Genomic DNA, 16822 nt, shown 5'->3' with positions numbered 1-16822 from the left:
GTTTAGCCCACTTTGACCATGTGAGGGGCAGCGGCGCGATCGCCTGGCTGGTGGTCCAGGTCACGGCTGACCAGCAGCAGGACCTCGGCCGAGGCATCAGAAACCTGCGCCTTGTAGCCAGCGATGGAGCGGGCGAAAACGTTGTAGATAACCACCGCCGGGATTGCTGCGACCAGACCCAGGGCAGTAGCCAGAAGGGCTTCAGCGATACCCGGGGCAACCACTGCGAGGTTGGTGGTCTGGGTCTTGGCGATGCCGATGAAGCTGTTCATGATGCCCCACACGGTACCGAACAGACCGACGAAGGGTGCGGTCGAACCGATGGTTGCCAGCACGCCGGTGCCGCTGCTCATGTTGCGGCCGCTGGCAGCTACCAGGCGCTCGAGGCGGAAGCTGACGCGCTCCTTGATACCTTCTTTCTCGCGGGCATTGGCCGACAGGCGCATCTCATCCAAGGCATCGTGAACCAGGATATGGGCCAGGGTGCCTTCCTTGTTGGCGCTGTCGCTGGCTTCCTTGAGGGTGGTGGCGCGCTTGAGGGCGGCGATTTCGCCACGCAGACGACGCTTGGCACCCATCAGCTCGAAGCCTTTGGCGATCCAGATGGTCCAGGTAATGATCGAGGCAATGGCCAGGCCGATCATGACGATCTTCACCACGATGTCGGCGTTCTTGTACATGCCCCAAGGCGACAGGTCGTGGGCCATGCCCAGGCTGGTGTCTTCAACCAGTGCTTCAACGTTTTCGTCAGCCGGATTGGCGGCCTGGCCATCGATTGGCGCAGCGCTAGGTGCGGCAGCCGGATCGGTCGGCGCTGCGGCTTGCTCGGCGCCCGCTGGGGCAGGGGCTACAGCGGCGGCTGGAGTGGCGGCAGCGGTGCTCGGCTCATCGGCCAGGGCGGCGGGTGCCAGCACCAGGCTGAACATCAGCGCGGCAATGGCGCGCCATGCGCGCGACATGGTTGGCGAAGCGGAGGGTTGAATGCGTGTCATGCTGGCCTGACCTGATGAAGAAGAAAGAGGTGGTTGTCCTTCCAGGCCTCGAGACAGGCCGAGAACAAAATTGGGTGGCCATTATTGCAAGTAATTCTTGTTAGCAGAAGTAATAAAGTTACTTTTTTTCCACCATAGCTAGCCGCCTATCGATTTATTTAGATAGGCTGGGCCTTTGATTTACGGAGTTTCGGGATGTCTGCGCCTTCAGTTCTGATCGTCGGTTGTGGCGATGTCGGTGGCCGTCTGGCCAAGCAATTGCTGGCCTCGGGTTGGCCGGTAAGTGGCCTGCGCCGCAGTGTTGGACAATTGCCAGAAGGGGTGGCGGCCATCGCTGCTGACCTGAATGATCCGCGCTGCCCGGACGCATGGCCGGTTGACGCTCCGGATTACCTGGTCTACAGCGTGGCGGCAAGCCAGCATGACGAGGCTGGTTATCAGGCTGCGTATGTCGAGGGCCTGCGCACTGTGCTGAGCTGGCTGGCTGAGCGCAAGCAGACGCCGCGGCGCCTGTTGTTTGTTTCCAGTAGCAGCGTGTATGCGCAGAAAGATGGCGAGTGGATCGACGAAACTGCTGTCGTGGAGCCTGAAGGCTATTCGGGCACGGTCATGCTCGAAGCCGAACAACTGGCCCTGGCCAGTGGTATTCCCAGCACCATTGTGCGTCTCACCGGTATCTATGGTCCGGGTCGCGAATGGCTGCTCAGCCAGGTCCGCCAGGGTTACCGGGTGACTGAAGAGCCACCGCTGTACGGCAACCGTATTCACGCCGAAGACGCCGCCGGGCTGCTGGCCTTTTTGCTCAAGGCCGATCTTCAGGGCAAGGCGCTGGAAGCGTGTTACATCGGCGTCGATGACGCGCCGGCACCGCTGTTTGACGTGGTTGCCTGGTTGCGCGAGTACATGGGCGTTACCCAGTGGTCGGAACAGGAGCGGGTGCGGCGCACCGGCAGCAAGCGCTGCAGCAACGCCCGGGCCCGGGCGCTGGGCTGGGTGCCACAGTACCCAAGCTACAAGGAAGGCTATGCAGCCATCCTTGCCGGCAGCAACTAGCCTTTACTGACGTTCAAGCAGCCAGCGGCGGGTGCCAGGATGCAAATCCGGCATCTCGTCGGCCTGGGCCTGGTTGATGGCCTGGAAGATCTCCAGCTGTTTGCCATCACGCTTGAAAATCCACGGGTTGCCTTGCTGGTTGCGTTCCAGCCAGAGGCTGTCGTACTCGCCGCTCATCGCTGCGCAATCGCCAGCCAGGCACAGGGCGTAGCGATCCAGGCCCGGCAGGCCGTCGAGGCTGCCATTGGCGCGAAAGTGGACTGCGGCGCCCTGGCCCGGGCCTTCGATGATCTTCCAGTCGCCACCCATGTAAGCGCTGTAAAGCGCGGTCTCAAAGGTGGTGCCGGCAGGGGTGTCGATCGGTGCCGGGGTTTCGGCGCGCTGGAAGCTCTGCTGGCCATTGGCTTCGTTGGCGGCCTGAACCAGCTCGTCGCCGTCCAGGCTCAGGGTCTCGACGTAGTTACCGTAGAAGTCCACTTCCCACTGGTTGTCCTTGAGCGCCTTGAGCTTGCCGTCACCGGCCTCGAAACCGTTGCTGAAGGTTGCCTGGCCAGCTGCGATGTTGATCTTCCATTCCAGATTCGGGCCATTGGCGAGCAGGGCCTGGCGCAGGTTTGAGCCTTTGGCGGCGGCGTCGATGGCGTTCTGGTTGATCCAGGTGCCGTTGAGGTCTTCCGGGCTGTGGCTGGCGCAGCCGCTCAACAGGGTGGCGAGCAGCGACAGGGCGAGCGCGTAGCGCATGACGGGGGTCCTTGCAGGGGCGGGGGAGAAGGCACACCTGCTGGCGTGCCTTCGCAGGTGTTACTCGATGACCAGGATGGCATCCATTTCAACTTGCGAGCCCTTCGGCAGGGCTGCAACGCCAATGGCGGCGCGGGCTGGGTACGGTTGTTCGAAGTACTTGCCCATGATCTCGTTGACCTTGGCGAAGTGGCTCAGGTCGGTGAGGAAGATGTTCAGCTTGACGATGTCCTTGAACGAACCGCCAGCGGCCTCGGCAACGGCCTTGAGGTTTTCGAAGACCTGGACGGTCTGGGCTTCGAAGCCTTCGACCAGTTCCATGGTTTTCGGGTCCAGTGGGATCTGCCCGGACATGTACACGGTATTGCCGGCCTTGATCGCCTGGGAGTAAGTGCCGATGGCGGCTGGGGCCTTGTCACTGGTGATGACGGTCTTGGTCATGATGACTCCTTGCTGTTATTGGGCTACGCACGCATGCGGGTGATTCGGATCACCCCGGTCAGGGCGCGCAGTTTTTTGATCACGCGTGCCAGGTGCACGCGGTCGTGCACGCTGACCACCAGTTGGACCACGCTGATGCGACCATCGCGTTCGTCCATGCTGATCTTCTCGATATTGCCGTCGGCGGCGTTGACGCTGCTGGCCAGCAAGGCGATCAGGCCGCGCTGGTGTTCCAGCTCGACGCGCAGTTCGACGTTGAACTCGCCAGTGACATCCTTGGCCCAGGACAGCTGGATGCACTTTTCCGGGTTGTGGCGAATTTCGCTGATGTTGCGGCAGTTCTCCAGGTGCACCACCATGCCTTTGCCCGCCGACAGGTGGCCGACAATCGGGTCGCCCGGGATCGGCGTGCAGCATTTGGCGTAGCTCAGCACCAGGCCTTCGGTGCCGCGGATTGCCAGCGGGCTCTCCGGGCTAGGCAGTTGCTCGCCTTCGGTGGACAACAGGCGGCGCGCCACCACATAGGCCATGCGGTTGCCCAGGCCGATGTCTTCGAGCAGGTCTTCGAGCAGTTCCAGGCGGTATTCGCCGAGCATGGCCTGGATGCGTTCCTGAGGGATCTTGTCCAGGGCGCTGTCGAAACCGTTGAGGACCTTGTTCAGCAGGCGCTCGCCAAGGCTGATGGACTCCGAGCGGCGCTGCAGCTTGAGCGCATGACGGATGTGCGTACGGGCCTTGCCGGTGACCACGAAGTTGAGCCAGGCCGGGTTGGGACGAGCGCCCGGGGCGCTGACGATCTCGACCGTCGAGCCGCTTTGCAGGGGTTCTGACAACGGTGCCAGGCGGCGGTTGATACGGCAGGCAATACAGCTGTTGCCGACGTCGGTGTGGACCGCGTAGGCAAAGTCGACCGCCGTGGAGCCTTTGGGTAGCTCCATGATCCGGCCCTTGGGCGTGAACACATAGACCTCGTCCGGGAACAGGTCGATTTTCACGCTTTCGATGAACTCCAGGGAATTGCCAGCACGTTGCTGCATTTCCAGCACGCCTTTGACCCACTGGCGCGCGCGGGCATGGGTGCCCTTGGGCTGCTCGTCGTCGCTGGACTTGTACAGCCAGTGAGCGGCGATGCCGTTGTTGGCCATCTCTTCCATTTCGCGGGTGCGGATCTGGATCTCGATGGGCACCCCGTGCATGCCGAACAGCGTAGTATGCAGCGACTGGTAGCCGTTGGCCTTGGGGATCGCGATGTAATCCTTGAAGCGCCCTGGCAGCGGCTTGTACAGGTTATGCACGGCGCCGAGCACACGGTAGCAGGTGTCGACCTTGTCGACGATGATACGGAAGGCGTAGACGTCCATGATCTCGTTGAAGGCCCGGCGCTTGCCGCGCATCTTCTTGTAGATGCCATAGAGGTGCTTCTGCCGGCCGCTGACTTCACCTTCAATGCCGTCGACCGCCAGGCAGTGGGCCAGCGACTCTTCGATCTTGTTGACGATTTCCTTGCGGTTGCCGCGGGCGCGCTTGACTGCCTGGTAGATACGCGCGGAGCGCATCGGGTGCATGGCCTTGAAGCCCAGGTCCTCGAACTCTACGCGCACGCTATGCATGCCCAGCCGGTTGGCGATGGGTGCGTAGATTTCCAGGGTCTCTTTGGCGATACGCCGGCGTTTTTCCCCGGACAGCACTTCGAGGGTGCGCATGTTGTGCAAGCGGTCGGCCAGCTTGACCAGGATCACGCGGATGTCCCGGGCCATGGCCATGGCCATTTTCTGGAAGTTTTCCGCCTGGGCCTCGGCCTTGGTCTCGAAGTTCATCTGGGTCAGCTTGCTGACGCCGTCGACCAGTTCGGCCACGGTTTCGCCAAATTGCGAGCTGAGCGCTTCTTTGGCGATGCCGGTGTCTTCGATCACGTCATGGAGCATGGCGGCCATCAGGCTCTGATGATCCATGTGCATGTCGGCGAGGATGCTTGCCACTGCCAGCGGATGCGTGACGTAGGCTTCGCCACTGCGACGGCGCTGGCCGTCGTGGGCTTGTTCGGCGTAGAAATACGCCCGGCGTACCAGGTTGACCTGGTCGGCGCCGAGGTAGGTCGACAAGCGATCGGCGAGGGCGTCTATGCTCGGCATGGGGTTACCTCTTGCCAAGGGACGGGGACCTGCGCCGTACTACGTCGACCAGGCATAGGCTTAGACGGCCTCGTTGGCCTCTTCCTCACTACCGAATGCAAAGGCAGGCTCGGCGTGAACAATGGATTCTGCTGCCATGAACTCAGGGGTGCAGATGCCTTCAGCGATTTCACGCAGGGCGACGACGGTAGGCTTGTCGTTTTCCCATGCCACTTTCGGCTCTTTGCCGCCGGTGGCCAGTTGACGGGCACGCTTGGTGGAGAGCATGACCAGCTCAAAACGGTTATCCACGTGTTCTAGGCAGTCTTCAACGGTTACGCGGGCCATGGTCTTCCTCAAGTAGCAAATGCGGTGTTCAGCCCGAATGGGCGAGCGGACTCGATAGTTTAAAAAATCACCAGCCTTTAGGGAAGCTTTGATTTCACTTCGAGCCCTTGATACCTCGACGATAACCACTTGAAGGGCTCTGGCACAACTGTTTGTGGTGAAAAGCATCGCGGGGCAAGCCCGCTCCTACAGAAGCGTTGTGGGAGCGGGCTTGCCCCGCGATGACGATTTCACTGGCGACCCAAGGCGTTACGCAGGCGCGGGGTCAACTCATCAAACAGTGTCTGCACCGAGCGCAATGCCCGGCAATCCGGGCGGGTCAGCAGCCACAGTTCGGTGTCGCAGCCGGGCAAGGCTTCGCTGAGGGGGCCGACGCCGGGCAAGTCGTGGGCCATGTAGTCTGGCAGGGCGGCCACGCCGAGCCCGGCGGTCACCAGTTGGGCGATGGCAGAAATGCTGCTGCAGCGGTAGCGCGGTGTCACCCCAGGCAGGTGCTCGCTGCGCCAGACCACGGTGGGGTGATCCTGCATGGTGTCATCCGGGGCGATCCAGGGCAGGCTGGGCTCCTTGAGCCTCTGGCGAAACTCCTCGCGCCCGCAGATCACGTAAGACGCCGCCCCCAGGCAACGCCCGACCAGGTGTTCCGGCGGGGTGTTGGTCAGGCGCAGGGCCAGGTCGGCATCCCGTCGGCTGAGATTGGCAAAGGTGTTGGAGGTCGCCAGCTCCAGCGACAGCGCAGGGTAGGCCGGCATGAATTCGGCCAGTGCCGGCAGTAGCAGGCTGTGCAGCACCGCGTCGGTGCAGGTCAGGCGCACCGTACCGCTGACCACCTGCTCACCGTGCTCCAGCGCCACCCGCGCGGCATCCAGCGCTTGCTCGGCACGCTCGGCCTGCTCGGCCAGGGCCTGGGCGGTGCCGGTGGGGATGTAACCCTTGCGGCTTTTGACGAATAACGCGGTACCCAGGGCGGCTTCCATGCGCCGGATCGAACGAAAAACAGTCGATACATCGACCTTCAGCAGCTCGGCGGCCTTGGCCAGGGAGCGGCCGCGGACCAGTGCAAGCACCAGGGAAAGGTCGGCGTGGCTGATCTGATATTGCATGGATGCACTCTTTGCTTGCCTAAATGCCAATGTCTGTTGCGTAGGGGCCATTCTATAGTGAGGCGGCAGTCGTGAATCAAGTCACGACGTTGCCAGAATCTGGAACGTCCGTGCAAAGCCACGGCGTTCAGCTGTTCCCCACGATGGGACCACTTAAAAAGAACAAATGAAACCATCGCCGCTCCCGATAGCGCAGTAGTACCTCCTCCATGTCGTTCGATAAAAAATCAAAGGATGCCTAGCCATGACGTCGGTCTCCCCGTGCGCCATCCCTCTCGATGAGATGGGTGAATTTCTCCAGGCCCACCCTGAGGTGCAATTTGTCGATCTGCTGATTGCAGACATGAACGGCGTGGTGCGCGGCAAGCGCATCGAGCGTGCAAGCCTGGTCAAGGTTTACGAAAAAGGCATCAACCTGCCGGCTTCGCTATTTGCCCTGGATATCAATGGCTCGACCGTCGAAAGCACCGGCCTTGGCCTGGACATCGGCGATTCCGACCGCATTTGCTTCCCGATTCCCGGGACCCTGGCCTTTGAACCCTGGCAGAAGCGCCCGACCGCGCAATTGCTGATGACCATGCACGAGCTCGACGGCACGCCGTTCTTTGCCGACCCGCGTGAAGTGCTGCGCAGCGTGGTGGCGAAGTTCGATGCGCTGGGCCTGGATATTTGCGCGGCGTTTGAGCTGGAGTTCTACCTGATTGATCAGGACAACCTCAATGGCCGGCCGCAACCGCCACGTTCGCCGATCTCCGGCAAGCGTCCGCAATCGACCCAGGTGTATCTGATCGACGACCTCGACGAGTACGTCGATTGCCTGCAAGACATGCTCGAAGCCGCCAAGGAGCAGGGCATCCCGGCCGACGCCATCGTCAAGGAAAGTGCCCCGGCGCAGTTCGAGGTCAACCTGCACCACGTTGCCGACCCGATGAAGGCCTGCGACTACGCGGTGTTGCTCAAGCGCCTGATCAAGAACATCGCCTACGACCATGAAATGGACTCCACCTTCATGGCCAAGCCCTACCCGGGCCAGGCCGGCAACGGCCTGCACGTGCACATCTCGTTGCTGGACAAGAAAACCGGCAAGAACATCTTTACCAGCGAAGACCCCCTGCAAAGTGAATCCCTGCGCCACGCCATCGGTGGTGTGCTGGAGACCATGCCGGCGTCGATGGCCTTCTTGTGCCCGAACATCAACTCCTATCGGCGTTTCGGTGCCCAGTTCTATGTGCCCAACGCGCCAAGCTGGGGCCTGGACAACCGCACCGTAGCGGTCCGCGTACCGACCGGCAGCAGCGATGCCGTGCGCATCGAGCACCGTGTCGCCGGCGCTGATGCCAACCCGTACCTGATGATGGCGGCCATTCTCGCCGGTATTCATCACGGCCTGACCAACCAGATCGAGCCGGGAGCGCCCATCGAGGGCAACTCCTACGAGCAACTGGAACAGAGCCTGCCGAACAACCTGCGCGATGCGCTGCGTGAGCTCGATGACAGTGAAGTGCTGAACCAATACATCAGCCCGGACTACATCGATATTTTTGTCGCCTGCAAGGAAAGCGAGATGGCCGAGTTCGAGGTGTCGATTTCCGACCTCGAGTACAACTGGTACCTGCACACGGTGTGACGCCGGAGAGAACAACAATGACAACAGCACCCCGCCAACACTGGGAACAGCTTTTTCAGGGCCTGAACATCGAAGGCCGTGCCTTTATCGACGGCCAGTACTGCGCCAGCGTGTCTGGCGAGACCTTCGAGTGCGCAAGCCCGGTCGATGGCCGCCATCTGGCGCAGATCGCCAGCTGTGACAGCGCCGATGCCGAACGTGCGGTGGTCGCTGCCCGACGCAGCTTCGACAGTGGCATCTGGGCTGACCAGGCCCCGGCCCAGCGCAAGCAGGTGCTGATCGCCTTTGCTGATTTACTCCTGGCCAATGCCGAAGAACTGGCATTGCTGGAAACCCTGGACATGGGCAAGCCGATTGCCGATTCCTTGAGCATCGATATTCCGGCAGCGGCCAACGCCCTTCGCTGGCACGCCGAAGCCATCGACAAGATTTACGACGAAGTTGCTGCGACCCCGTCCGACCAGCTGGGTTTGGTCACCCGCTCGCCGGTCGGCGTGGTCGCGGCCATTGTTCCGTGGAATTTTCCACTGATGATGGCCTGCTGGAAACTCGGTCCGGCCCTGGCCACCGGTAACTCGGTGATCCTCAAACCGTCCGAAAAATCGCCGCTGACCGCCATTCGCATTGCCCAGCTGGCGATCGAAGCGGGCCTGCCGGCTGGTGTCCTCAACGTGCTGCCAGGCTACGGTCATACCGTCGGTAAGGCCCTGGCCCTGCACATGGACGTCGACACCCTGGTGTTCACCGGCTCCACCCGTATTGCCAAGCAACTGATGGTTTACGCCGGTGAGTCGAACATGAAGCGGGTCTGGCTCGAAGCCGGTGGCAAGAGCCCGAACATCGTCTTTGCCGACGCTCCGGACCTGCAGGCCGCCGCTGAAGCTGCGGCCAGCGCCATCGCCTTCAACCAGGGCGAAGTGTGCATTGCCGGCTCGCGGCTGCTGGTCGAGCGCAGCATCAAGGCGCGCTTCCTGCCGATGGTGGTTGAAGCCCTCAAAGCCTGGAAACCTGGCCATGCACTTGACCCGGATACCCGCGTCGGCGCCCTGGTCGATACCACCCAGTTGGACACCGTGCTTGGTTACATCGAGGCCGGCAAGGCTGATGGCGCCACGCTGGTCATCGGTGGTGAGCGTGTGCTTGAAGACACCTGCGGCGTGTATGTGCAGCCGGCGATCTTCGATGGCGTCACCAATGCCATGCGCATCGCCCGCGAAGAAATCTTCGGCCCGGTGCTGTCAGTGATCACCTTCGACAGTGCTGAAGAAGCCATCGCCATTGCCAACGACTCGCCCTTTGGCCTGGCGGCAGCGGTGTGGACCAGCAATATTTCCCGCGCCCACAACACAGCTCGCGCCCTGCGTGCTGGCAGCGTCTGGGTCAATCAGTACGACGGCGGCGACATGACTGCGCCGTTCGGCGGCTTCAAGCAGTCGGGCAATGGCCGGGACAAATCGCTGCACGCTTTCGACAAATACACCGAACTCAAGGCGACCTGGATCAAGCTGTAAGGGAGGGTGAACCCATGCAAACTACCGCTGCACTGCCGCCTTTGATTGGCGTTTCCGCTTGCCGCCAGCAGTTGGGCAAGAACTCGTCGCACACCGTTGGCGACAAATATGTCGAGGCCGCAGGTTTTGCCGGGATCCCGCTGATCCTCCCGGCACGGGCCGAGCCCAGTGACCCGCGCCGTGTTTTAGAGCGCCTCGATGGCATTCTTTTTACCGGTTCGCCTTCAAATGTCGAGCCGCATCATTACAATGGCGCCCCCAGCGTGGAAGGAACCCGGCACGACGTGTTTCGTGATCGGCTGACTTTGCCGCTGCTGCAGGCGGCGATTGCCGACGGCGTACCGGTGTTGTGCATCTGCCGCGGTTTCCAGGAACTCAATGTGGCCCTCGGCGGCACCCTGCACCAGAGGGTGCAGGAACTGCCCGGCTACCTGGATCATCGCGAGCCGCAGGATGCCCCGCTGGAAGAACAATACAGCCCCCGTCACCTGGTCACTGTCCAGCCCGGCGGGCTGTTCGAACGCCTGGGGATGGACGAAAGCTTCATGGTCAATTCGCTGCACAGCCAGGGTATCGATCGCCTGGCTGGCGACCTGCGAGCCGAAGCATTGGCCCCTGATGGACTGATCGAAGCGGTGTCGATGGATGACGCCCCAGGCTTTGTGGTCGGTGTGCAGTGGCACCCCGAGTACCGCTTTGCCGACAACCCGGTGTCGCTGCGCCTGTTTCAGGCGTTCCGCGAGGCCTGCCTGGCCCGTGCCGCGAGCCAGCAGAAGCGGGAGAAGGCCCTATGAGGTCAGCCGGTTGATCCGGGCTTGAAGTACCACGCAACAGGTTTCAGTGAGTGAAAGCGGACGCCCCGTGGGGTGTCCTGAAAAACAATACCAATATTGGCGGCAACTACTCATGAGTGAACACAAAGCAGGCCTGTCCCCAGGTGAGGGCGGGCGATCCAAGGGGCTGGCCAAGGGCCGGCTCGGACTGCTGGCCAGCATCGTGCTGGGCATTTCCACCATCGCCCCGGTCTATACCCTGACCGGCGCGCTGGGCCCGACCGTGCGTGAAGTCGGGGCTCACTTGCCGGCGGTATTCATCGTTGGCTTCCTGCCAATGCTGCTGGTGGCCTTGGGTTACCGCGAGCTGAATGCGGCTGAGCCTGACAGCGGTACTTCCTTTACCTGGTCGGCGCGGGCGTTCGGCCCGATGATCGGCTGGATCGGCGGCTGGGGGTTGGTCACTGCGACCACCATCGTGCTGTCCAACCTGGCCGGGGTGGCCGTCGACTTCTTCTATTTGTTCCTTGGGCAGATCACCGGCAGCCATGAGGTGGCTGCCTTGAGCGACAACCTGTTGATCAACGTCGTCACCTGCTGCGTGTTCATCGCCATGGCGGTGTGGATCTGCTGTCGCGGCATTGCCACGACCATGACCGTGCAGTACGGCCTGGTGGCGTTGCAGCTGGTGGTGCTGGTGGGTTTTGCCATGGCCGCGTTTGGCGAGTCGTCGGTGACGCCGCCGCTGGAGTTCGACCTGGACTGGTTCAACCCTTTCGGCGTTGAGTCGTTCTCCGCCTTTACCGCCGGCCTGTCGCTGTCGATCTTCATCTTCTGGGGCTGGGACGTGTGCCTGAGCATCAGTGAAGAGTCGGTGGGCAGCGGTGATACCCCTGGTCGTGCGGCCACCCTGACTGTATTGCTGATTCTCGGCCTGTACCTGGTCACGGCAATCGCCACCCTGCAATTTGCCGGTATCGGTGACATTGGCCTGGGCCTGAACAACCCGCGCATCCAGGAAAACGTCTTCGCTCACCTGGCCGGTCCAGTCATGGGCCCCCTGGCCATCCTGATGTCGATCGCCGTGCTGGCCAGTACCGCCGCCTCGCTGCAGTCCACCTTCGTGTCGCCGGCGCGTACGCTGTTGGCCATGGGGTACTACGGCGCCGTGCCTGAGCGCTTTGCCAGCGTCTGCCCGCGCTCGAAAACCCCGCGCTACGCCACCATCTGCGCCGGTATGGCCGCAGGGGTGTTCTACGTGACCATGCGCACCCTGAGCGAGAACGTTCTGGCGGATACCATTACCGCGCTGGGCATGATGATCTGCTTCTACTATTCGCTGACCGCCTACGCCTGCGTCTGGTACTTCCGCCACAGCCTGTTCGATAGCGTGCGGCACTTCCTGTTGCGTGGCCTGTGCCCGCTGCTCGGTGGCGGCATCCTCTCGGTGATCTTCCTGCAGACGGCCATCGACAGCGCTTCGCCATCGTTCGGCAGCGGTTCGCATGTGGGTGGGTTGGGCCTGGTGTTCGTGATCGCAATGATCATCACCATCCTCGGCCTGGTGCTGATGATGCTGTCGCGCCTGCGTGCGCCGGCGTTCTTCCTGGGCATGACCCTGCACCGTCACGCCACGGTGTCCAGCCGCCGCTAAGCGGCTGGAGCGGCGGGTTGCTCAGGCAAGCAATTGCTTGAGCAACTGGCCATGACGCTGCTGCTGTGTGACCTTGCGCAAGCGATTGGCGCGGAACACCGCCTTGAGGTCTTCCAGTGCCATGGCGAAGTCATCGTTGATGATGACGAAGTCATACTCGTCGTAGTGACTCATCTCGCTCACTGCTTCACGCATCCGTCCTTCGATGATCTCGTCGCTGTCCTGGCCACGGTTGGTCAGGCGCTGGCGCAGGGCTTCCTGGGTCGGCGGCAGGATGAACACCGAACATGCCTCAGGCATCAGCTTGCGCACCTGCTGGGCGCCTTGCCAGTCGATTTCCAGGATCAGGTCGTGGCCCTGGTCGAGGACCTGCTGCAGGGCGCTGCGCGAGGTGCCGTAGAAGTTACCGAAGACTTCGGCCTGCTCGAGAAAGTCGCCTTGCTCGATCATCAGCTTGAATTCGGTGTGTTCGACGAAGTGGTAGTTCACGCCGTGCACTTCGCCCGGGCGCATGGCCCGGGTGGTGTGCGAAACCGATACCTGGATGCTGTCGTCAGCATCGATCAGGGCCTTGACCAGGCTGGTCTTGCCAGCGCCTGAAGGCGCCGAAACGATGTAGAGGGTGCCGCTGCTGTGATTCATGGTCGGGGTGGCCTTACTCAATGTTCTGTACTTGTTCACGCATCTGCTCGATCAGTACCTTGAGGTTGACCGCGGACTGGGTGCTGCGTGGGTCGAAGGCTTTGGAGCCCAGGGTATTGGCTTCGCGGTTGAGTTCCTGCATCAGGAAGTCCAGGCGCCGCCCGGCGGCGCCGCCGGACTTGAGCACGCGGCGGACTTCGGTGACGTGGGTGCTCAAGCGGTCGAGCTCTTCGGCTACGTCGCTTTTTTGCGCGAGCAGGACCATTTCCTGCTCCAGGCGCTGCGGGTCGAGCTCGGCCTGCATATCGCTGAAGCGGTCGAGGATCTTCTGCCGTTGGGCTGCGAGCATCTGCGGTACCAGGGCGCGCAAGGTGGTGACCTCGCTGGCCATGCTGTCCAGGCGCTCGTTGATCAGCCGGGCCAGCTCGCCGCCTTCACGGTTGCGGCCGCTTTTCAGATCGTTCAGGGCCTCTTCGAACAGGGCCATGGCCTCGCTGTTGAGTGCCTGCGGGTCGGCGGCATCGGCCACCAGAACACCCGGCCAGGCCAGCACTTCCAGCGGGTTGAGCGGCGCCGGCTGCTTGATCAGGCTGGCTACCGTCTCGGCAGCGGCGACCAGTTGCGCGGCGCGTTCGCGGTCGACTTGCAGGGCCTTGCCGTTGTGTTCTTCGTTGAAGCGCAGGGTGCACTCGACCTTGCCCCGCGACAGGCCCTGGCGCAGGCTTTCGCGCACGGCGCCTTCGAGGTCGCGGAAGGCCTCTGGCAGGCGCAGGTGCGGCTCCAGGTAGCGATGATTGACCGAGCGCAGTTCCCAGATCAGGGTGCCCTGGCTACCGGCGCGCTCGACACGAGCAAAAGCGGTCATGCTGTGCACCATGGGAAGTACCTCGCGCAATAGATGAAGGAAAGCCAAGCGGCTGAAGGCGCAGGATTGTAGCGCAGTGCGGCGCTGGCTCCCAATCCACTGATGTTACAAACAGTCAGGGCGTTCCCGGAAAAACCCGACCAACGCCCCTGGGCCGCCTGTTTCGGGGCTTGCGACAATAGGCGTGTCTTCATTGCTCGGCGCGCTCTATAATGCGGGGCAGATTCAAGTCCAGTACAGGTATCCCAAATGAAACGTCCAAGTGGTCGCGTTGCCGATCAGCTCCGCTCGATCCGCATCACCCGCAACTACACCAAACACGCCGAGGGGTCAGTACTGGTCGAGTTCGGTGACACCAAAGTCATCTGCACCGTGAGTGTCGAGAATGGTGTCCCGCGCTTCCTCAAGGGCCAGGGCCAGGGCTGGTTGACCGCCGAGTACGGCATGCTGCCGCGCTCCACCGGCGAGCGTAACCAGCGTGAAGCCAGCCGTGGCAAGCAAGGCGGCCGTACCCTCGAGATCCAGCGCCTGATCGGCCGCTCCCTGCGCGCCGCGCTGGACATGAGCAAGCTGGGCGACATCACCCTGTACGTCGACTGCGACGTGATCCAGGCCGACGGCGGCACCCGTACCGCATCGATCACCGGTGCCATGGTGGCCCTGGTCGATGCCCTGCGTGTGGTCAAGAAGCGTGGCGGCCTGAAGGGCGGTGACCCGCTCAAGCACATGATCGCCGCTGTTTCGGTGGGCATGTACCAGGGCCAGCCAGTACTGGACCTGGACTACCTCGAAGACTCGGCCGCCGAGACCGATCTGAACGTGGTCATGACCAGCCAGGGTGGTTTCATCGAAGTCCAGGGCACTGCCGAAGGCGCACCCTTCCAGCCTGAAGAGCTCAATGCCATGCTGGCACTGGCGCAAAAAGGCATGGCCGACCTGTTCGAGCTGCAGAAGGCCTCGTTGGCCGACTGATTCAATCCAGGCAAGGAGCGCAGCATGACCGAGCAGCCATTGCAGTTGCCTAACCCCAGCGCCGAAGTTCGGCAGTGGGCGATGTTTTGCCATCTGTCCGGGTTGTTGGGTCTGTTCTTCCCCTTCGGCAGCCTGCTCGGGCCGTTGGTGATGTGGATCTGGAAGAAGGACGTCGACCCATTCGTCGACGCCCAGGGCAAGGAAGCGTTGAATTTCCAGATCACCGTATTCATCGCCGGGATCATTTGCGCGCTGCTGATGTTCGTGCTGGTTGGCGTTGTACTGTTGGGCATACTGATGGTTGCGGTGCTGATCCTGACCATCATGGCCGGGGTCAAGGCCAACGACGGCCTGCCGTACCGCTACCCGCTGACCTGGCGGCCGATCAAATAATGATCCGCTAAAAGTGACAGCCACAAAAAAGCCGACGATGACGTCGGCTTTTTTGTGGCTGAGCGAATCAGATCGTCAGTGTCCAGTCGTAGTCCACGATCAACGGCGCGTGTTGGGAGAAGCGCGGCTGGCGGGGCAGGCGTGCGCTACGCACAAAGCGGCGCAGGCCCGGGGTCAGCAACTGGTAATCGAAACGCCAGCCCAGGTTGAGCATCTCGGCCTGTTCGTTATCCGGCCACCAGCTGTACTGGTCGCCTTCACGGCTGACTTCGCGCAGGGCATCGACATAACCCATGTTGCCGACAATCTCGTCCATCCAGGCGCGTTCCGGCGCCAGGAAGCCTGGAGACTGCTGGCCATCGCGCCAGTTCTTGACGTCGAGCTTCTGCTGCGCCACATACAGCGAGCCGCAATAGATGTATTCACGACGCTTGCGCCGTTGCTTGTCCAGGTACTTGGCGAAGTCGTCCATCAACTTGAACTTCTGGTTCAAGTCTTCATCGCCGTTCATTCCCGAAGGTAGCAACAGTGTTGCAATACTTACCTTGTCGAAATCGGCCTGCAGGTAACGTCCGTAGCGATCGGCTGTCTCGAAGCCCAGGCCGCTGATGACTGCCTTGGGCTGCAATCGCGAATAAAGTGCCACGCCGCCTTGGGCGGGAACTTCTGCGTCGCAGGCATAAAGGAAGTAGCCATCGAGCTGGAAAGCTGGGTCGTCGAGTTCAAAGGCCGAGGCGCGGGTATCCTGAAGGCAGATGACGTCAGCATTCTGGGCTTGTAGCCAGCTGAGCAAACCACGCTCGACTGCTGCCTGAATGCCATTAACGTTCACACTGATGATCCGCATAAATGGCCCCAAAAATCTCGTGCGTGTATGATACCCGAGCTGTACTCAATTAGCTAAATCCGTGGTATCCGGGACTCCTCATGCAGCCGTATCAGCGCGACTTCATTCGTTTTGCCATCGACCGCGGGGTTCTGCGCTTCGGTGAATTCACCCTCAAGTCCGGGCGCACCAGCCCGTACTTTTTCAATGCCGGCCTGTTCAACAGCGGTTCGGCCCTGGCTCAGCTCGGGCGTTTCTATGCTGCGGCGATCGTCGACAGCAAGATCTCCTTCGACGTGCTGTTCGGCCCGGCCTACAAGGGTATCCCCCTGGCGGCGGCCACTGCCGTGGCCCTGGCCGAACACCATGACCTCGACCTGCCGTGGTGCTTCAACCGCAAAGAGGCCAAGGCCCACGGTGAAGGCGGCAGCCTGGTCGGCGCAGCGCTGACCGGCGACGTTCTGATCATCGACGACGTGATCACTGCTGGCACGGCGATCCGCGAAGTCATGCAGATCATCCAGGGCCAGCAAGCCAAGGCTGCCGGCGTACTGATCGCGCTGAACCGCCAGGAGCGCGGCAACGGCGAGCTGTCGGCCATCCAGGAGGTTGAGCGTGACTTCGGCATTCCGGTGGTGAGCATCGTCTCGCTGAACCAGGTGCTGGAGTTCCTCGCCGATGACCCGGCACTCAAGCAGCACTTGCCGGCTGTCGAGGCCTACCGGGCGCAGTACGGGATCTGAGGCAAAAAAAAGGCGACCCTGGGGTCG

Annotated in this window: 17 protein-coding genes; 8 read left to right on the top strand and 9 right to left on the bottom strand. The window is 62.0% G+C overall.

Annotation, left to right across the window (positions count from 1 at the left end; all coding sequences use genetic code 11):
* Window positions 1-2: 2 nt before the first annotated feature.
* A complete protein-coding gene (exbB, locus tag EXN22_RS00985; RefSeq protein ID WP_130262043.1) occupies window positions 3-992 on the bottom strand; it encodes a tonB-system energizer ExbB in 990 nt (329 codons plus the stop codon).
* A gap of 195 nt (window positions 993-1187) precedes the next feature.
* On the opposite strand from exbB, the gene EXN22_RS00980 reads away from it, so the two are divergent.
* Window positions 1188-2045 carry an SDR family oxidoreductase gene (locus EXN22_RS00980; protein ID WP_130262042.1) on the top strand — a complete coding sequence of 286 codons (858 nt, stop codon included), beginning with the start codon at window positions 1188-1190 and terminating at the stop codon, window positions 2043-2045.
* 3 nt (window positions 2046-2048) lie between these two features.
* Here the strand turns inward: EXN22_RS00980 and EXN22_RS00975 are convergent, their stop codons facing one another.
* From EXN22_RS00975 to EXN22_RS00955, 5 genes are all read right to left on the bottom strand, one after another.
* Window positions 2049-2786: a hypothetical protein gene (locus tag EXN22_RS00975; protein WP_130262041.1), complete on the bottom strand. Its 738-nt coding sequence runs from the start codon at window positions 2784-2786 to the stop codon at window positions 2049-2051.
* A 60-nt stretch (window positions 2787-2846) separates the two neighbouring features.
* Complete coding sequence (locus EXN22_RS00970) at window positions 2847-3227, bottom strand: RidA family protein (RefSeq protein ID WP_110965535.1); 381 nt, start codon at window positions 3225-3227, stop codon at window positions 2847-2849.
* A 23-nt stretch (window positions 3228-3250) separates the two neighbouring features.
* The gene (gene spoT, locus EXN22_RS00965) at window positions 3251-5359 is read right to left on the bottom strand and encodes a bifunctional GTP diphosphokinase/guanosine-3',5'-bis pyrophosphate 3'-pyrophosphohydrolase (protein ID WP_130262040.1); all 2109 of its coding nucleotides are present in this window, start codon (window positions 5357-5359) and stop codon (window positions 3251-3253) included.
* A 60-nt stretch (window positions 5360-5419) separates the two neighbouring features.
* Window positions 5420-5686, bottom strand: a complete 267-nt coding sequence (gene rpoZ, locus EXN22_RS00960) for a DNA-directed RNA polymerase subunit omega (RefSeq protein ID WP_130262039.1) — start codon at window positions 5684-5686, stop codon at window positions 5420-5422.
* A gap of 230 nt (window positions 5687-5916) precedes the next feature.
* Complete coding sequence (locus tag EXN22_RS00955; RefSeq protein WP_130262038.1) at window positions 5917-6789, bottom strand: LysR family transcriptional regulator; 873 nt, start codon at window positions 6787-6789, stop codon at window positions 5917-5919.
* Between the two features lie 244 nt (window positions 6790-7033).
* On the opposite strand from EXN22_RS00955, the gene EXN22_RS00950 reads away from it, so the two are divergent.
* The 4 genes from EXN22_RS00950 to EXN22_RS00935 all read left to right on the top strand — a co-directional run bounded on the left by EXN22_RS00950 (window position 7034) and on the right by EXN22_RS00935 (window position 12354).
* On the top strand, window positions 7034-8416 hold the full coding sequence (locus EXN22_RS00950; protein ID WP_130262037.1) for a glutamine synthetase family protein: 1383 nt from the start codon (window positions 7034-7036) through the stop codon (window positions 8414-8416).
* Window positions 8417-8433: 17 nt separating this feature from the next.
* Complete coding sequence (locus EXN22_RS00945; RefSeq protein WP_130262036.1) at window positions 8434-9927, top strand: aldehyde dehydrogenase; 1494 nt, start codon at window positions 8434-8436, stop codon at window positions 9925-9927.
* 14 nt (window positions 9928-9941) lie between these two features.
* Window positions 9942-10721, top strand: a complete 780-nt coding sequence (locus tag EXN22_RS00940) for a gamma-glutamyl-gamma-aminobutyrate hydrolase family protein (RefSeq protein WP_130262035.1) — start codon at window positions 9942-9944, stop codon at window positions 10719-10721.
* A 112-nt stretch (window positions 10722-10833) separates the two neighbouring features.
* Window positions 10834-12354, top strand: coding sequence for an APC family permease (locus EXN22_RS00935; protein WP_130262034.1), 1521 nt, complete (start codon window positions 10834-10836; stop codon window positions 12352-12354).
* A gap of 21 nt (window positions 12355-12375) precedes the next feature.
* Here the strand turns inward: EXN22_RS00935 and gmk are convergent, their stop codons facing one another.
* Together gmk and EXN22_RS00925 are read right to left on the bottom strand one after the other, a co-directional pair.
* On the bottom strand, window positions 12376-12996 hold the full coding sequence (gene gmk / locus EXN22_RS00930) for a guanylate kinase (protein ID WP_130262033.1): 621 nt from the start codon (window positions 12994-12996) through the stop codon (window positions 12376-12378).
* A 13-nt stretch (window positions 12997-13009) separates the two neighbouring features.
* Window positions 13010-13873 (bottom strand): YicC/YloC family endoribonuclease, encoded by an 864-nt coding sequence (locus EXN22_RS00925; RefSeq protein ID WP_130262032.1) that lies wholly within the window; start codon window positions 13871-13873, stop codon window positions 13010-13012.
* 237 nt (window positions 13874-14110) lie between these two features.
* Here EXN22_RS00925 and rph point away from each other — a divergent pair, with 237 nt between their 5' ends.
* Together rph and EXN22_RS00915 are read left to right on the top strand one after the other, a co-directional pair.
* Complete coding sequence (gene rph / locus EXN22_RS00920) at window positions 14111-14833, top strand: ribonuclease PH (RefSeq protein WP_130262031.1); 723 nt, start codon at window positions 14111-14113, stop codon at window positions 14831-14833.
* Between the two features lie 24 nt (window positions 14834-14857).
* Complete coding sequence (locus tag EXN22_RS00915) at window positions 14858-15226, top strand: DUF4870 domain-containing protein (RefSeq protein WP_130262030.1); 369 nt, start codon at window positions 14858-14860, stop codon at window positions 15224-15226.
* A gap of 67 nt (window positions 15227-15293) precedes the next feature.
* Here EXN22_RS00915 and EXN22_RS00910 read toward each other — a convergent pair whose 3' ends face one another.
* Window positions 15294-16073 (bottom strand): exodeoxyribonuclease III, encoded by a 780-nt coding sequence (locus tag EXN22_RS00910; RefSeq protein ID WP_010225880.1) that lies wholly within the window; start codon window positions 16071-16073, stop codon window positions 15294-15296.
* 80 nt (window positions 16074-16153) lie between these two features.
* On the opposite strand from EXN22_RS00910, the gene pyrE reads away from it, so the two are divergent.
* The gene (pyrE, locus tag EXN22_RS00905; RefSeq protein ID WP_130262029.1) at window positions 16154-16795 is read left to right on the top strand and encodes an orotate phosphoribosyltransferase; all 642 of its coding nucleotides are present in this window, start codon (window positions 16154-16156) and stop codon (window positions 16793-16795) included.
* Window positions 16796-16822: the final 27 nt, after the last annotated feature.

Origin of the sequence: Pseudomonas tructae, from assembly GCF_004214895.1 — a bacterium.
In the GTDB taxonomy this organism is placed as follows: domain Bacteria; phylum Pseudomonadota; class Gammaproteobacteria; order Pseudomonadales; family Pseudomonadaceae; genus Aquipseudomonas; species Aquipseudomonas tructae.
Note: the sequence above shows the minus strand (reverse complement) of the source record. Positions and strands in the feature narration are given on the sequence as shown.